The organism is Streptococcus sp. UBA632, from assembly GCF_002300045.1.
Lineage (GTDB): Bacteria > Bacillota > Bacilli > Lactobacillales > Streptococcaceae > Streptococcus > Streptococcus alactolyticus.
In genome coordinates, this window is sequence record NZ_DBPA01000003.1 from 1 (window position 1) to 3,569 (window position 3,569).

Below are 3,569 nucleotides of genomic sequence, written 5' to 3' on the forward strand. Positions count from 1 at the left end.
CAGGTTGTCATGCACCAACTGATATCAAAAGAAGACACCAAGGTGATTGTGGATTGGTTGCAGGAGCGTGTTTTAGCCTTTTATTTGAAATCAAACAACGGCCTTTTTGCCTCAGACAATTCAAAGAAGCGGCTTGTCCTATCATGCGCCAATACGCCATGCGTAAGGGAAAAACAGCAGCAGAGGTGAAAGATTTGGAAGCAGAGGATACTTTGTACGGCCTGGTTTATGGGGATGAATTGTATTGCGATGATGTCAATAAGGTGAGTTTTATTCTCAAGACGTATCAAGACCATTTGGATTCTGTCCTAGTTTTTCCAAATCTCAAAGCAGGGACTTGGAGTGGCCGTGGGGAAACGGCATTATTTGGCGACCTAGGTGTCAAAGATATTACCAAGGCCCATGCCATTGACGTGCTTTTAAAGTATCTGCAAGCGGACAAACAAGACACCATTGCCTTTGGCGATGCTAAGGTGGCTATTCCTATGCTTGATTATTGCGAGATTGGGGTTGCCATGGGAAATGGAGGTCCTGACAGTCTAGCCATGGCCAATATGGTCACCGATGACGTGGAAGAAGATGGTTTGTTTAATGCTTTTAAAGCATTAAAGTAAATTGAGTAAAAAGAGGATATCGTAGAATAGTACCAAGAAAACGGTTTATAATAGTAGTTTTTACCAACCGCGATCGTTATAATACTATTGAAAACATAGCAATAAGGAGAATCGTTATGTTACACAAAACCTTAAAACCATTTCCAGAACATTTCTTGTGGGGTGCATCAACATCTGCTTACCAAGTAGAAGGAGCAGCCTTAGAAGACGGCAAAGGGCCTTCGTGCCAAGACGTGAAAGACATTCCTGCAGGAACAGCAGACTTGTCGGTATCTGTTGACCATTACCACCACTACAAAGAAGACATTGCCTTAATGGCAGAAATGGGCTTCAAATCTTACCGTTTCTCTATTTCATGGAGCCGTGTCTTGCCAAAAGGTGTTGGTGAAGTGAATCCAAAAGGAATCGCCTTTTACAATGATTTGATTAACGAATGTTTGAAATATGACATTGAACCTATCGTGACTATGTTCCACTTTGATATGCCAGCAGCTCTTGATGAACGCGGTTCTTGGTCAACGCATGAATCAGTTGATTGGTTTGCAGAATACGCTCGTGTCTTATTTGAAAACTTTGGTGACCGTGTTAAATATTGGCTGACCATCAACGAACAAAATATGCTAACCTTGGTGGGTCCTGTCATCGGAACCCTCCACATTCCAGAAGGAACAACAAATGTAACCAAAGAAGTTTACCAACAAAACCATCACCAATTGGTTGCGCAAGCCAAAGCCATGCAAATTTGTCACGAAATGTTGCCTGAGGCTAAAATTGGTCCTGCTCCAAATATCTCACTTGTTTATGCGGCATCATCAAAACCAGAAGATGTTTTGGCATCACAAAACTTTAACGCTATCCGTAACTGGCTTTATTTAGATGCTGCGGTTTACGGTGTTTACAACAACTTGGTTTGGGCTTATTTGGAAGAACAAGATGCTACACCAGTTGTTACCGAAGAAGACTTGGCTATCATGAAGGCTGCAAAACCTGATTTCATCGGATTTAACTACTACAATACAGCAACCGTGGCTGCTTCTGATGGAACAGAAAGCCTAAACCCATCAGCTGACCAACAAACAGCTCGTGGAGAAGCTGGTTTCTACCGTGGCGTTGACAATCCAAACCTACCAAAAACCGAATTTGGCTGGGAAATTGACCCAATTGGTTTCCGTGCAACTGTTCGTGAAATGTACAGCCGTTACCGCCTCCCACTTCTCGTAACTGAAAACGGACTAGGAGCATACGATACCCTAACAGAAGATGGCAAAGTTCATGACCAATACCGTATCAATTACTTGCGCGCCCACATCGAACAAATTCAATTGGCTATTACTGACGGCGTGGATATGCTTGGGTACAACCCATGGTCTGCCATTGACTTGATTTCAACTCACGAAGGCATTCGTAAACGTTACGGCTTTATCTATGTGGATCGTACAGACGAAGAAATCGGTACCCTCAAACGTTACCGCAAAGATTCATTCTTCTGGTACAAGAAAGTCATCGCAACTAACGGACAATATTTGTCAGATTAATCAGATAGTTACAGGGAATTCTAATCATCCGATATAAACGAATAATGCAAATAAGCAAAGAAAAATAATTGACACAAAACGAACGCTATTGTAATATATTAATGGAAGGGTAAGTTTTTACCCAGCGATGCTCTTTGATCCATTCTTGAAAAGAGTCATAGGAAGGTCACTATTTATGAAAATGTTTCTGTGTTCCTTGCTTTAGATGAGGGATAGGGAAACCATGGAGAAACCATTATGTATAACGAAATGCCTGTATTTGACTACGAAGACATTCAATTGATTCCTAATAAGTGTATTATTAAGAGTCGTTCAGAAGCTGATACTCATGTGACCTTGGGACGCCACACCTTTAAACTCCCTGTGGTACCTGCTAATATGCAAACCACCATTGATGAAGATATTGCAGAAAGTTTAGCAAAAGATGGGTATTTCTACATCATGCACCGTTTTGACGAAGACTCTCGCAAACCATTTGTGAAACGCATGCATGACCAAGGCTTGATTGCTTCGATTTCAGTGGGTGTTAAAGATTACGAATATGACTTTGTCACAAGCTTAAAAGAGGACGCACCAGAGTTTATTACGATTGACGTTGCTCATGGGCATTCTGATAGCGTGATTAACATGATTAAGCACATCAAGAAAGAATTGCCTGACACCTTTGTTATTGCCGGAAATGTTGGTACGCCTGAAGCCGTTCGTGAGTTGGAAAATGCGGGTGCAGATGCGACAAAAGTCGGTATCGGTCCTGGTAAAGTCTGCATCACAAAAGTAAAAACTGGTTTTGGTACTGGCGGATGGCAATTGGCATCTTTGCGCTGGTGTGCGAAAGCCGCTCAAAAACCTATTATCGCAGATGGTGGTGTGAGAACACACGGTGATATTGCCAAATCAATCCGTTTTGGTGCTACAATGGTTATGATTGGTTCACTTTTTGCAGGGCATTTGGAAAGTCCTGGAAAACTAGTTGAAGTGGATGGCGAACAGTATAAAGAATACTACGGTTCTGCTTCAGAATACCAAAAAGGTGAGCACAAAAACGTCGAAGGTAAGAAAATCCTTTTACCTGTCAAAGGTCATTTGAAAGACACCTTGCAAGAAATGCAAGAAGACCTTCAAAGTTCAATCTCTTATGCAGGTGGCCGTGACTTGCATAGCTTGACGCGCGTGGATTACGTGATTGTTAAAAATTCGATTTGGAATGGGGATTCCATTTAATCAGATGATAAAAGCAAAAAGGAGTAGGAGCTATTACTGCTATTCCTTTTTGTGTGTTTGAAAGCATATCATTCGCTCCCTTGGTCAAGAAATGGTATGCTGGTAGGAGATTATTGGATTAGAAAAGTCAGAAGGGAAATTGTCGCTATGAAACGATTATTAAGGGGATGGGTACGTTGGATCTTGATTCTAGTGCTTT

General features: G+C 41.7%; 2 protein-coding genes and 1 pseudogene. All 3 read left to right on the forward strand.

The features are described 5' to 3' along the window. Nucleotides 1-614, forward strand: a pseudogene (locus B3473_RS00050) (HAD hydrolase family protein); the annotation flags it as partial. Between the two features lie 116 nt (nt 615-730). Continuing rightward, entirely contained in the window at nt 731-2,149 is a 1,419-nt protein-coding gene (locus tag B3473_RS00055) for a glycoside hydrolase family 1 protein (protein WP_154455451.1), read from the forward strand. A 237-nt stretch (nt 2,150-2,386) separates the two neighbouring features. Next, the gene (gene guaC, locus B3473_RS00060; RefSeq protein ID WP_269725853.1) at nt 2,387-3,370 is read left to right on the forward strand and encodes a GMP reductase; all 984 of its coding nucleotides are present in this window, start codon (nt 2,387-2,389) and stop codon (nt 3,368-3,370) included. Nucleotides 3,371-3,569: the final 199 nt, after the last annotated feature.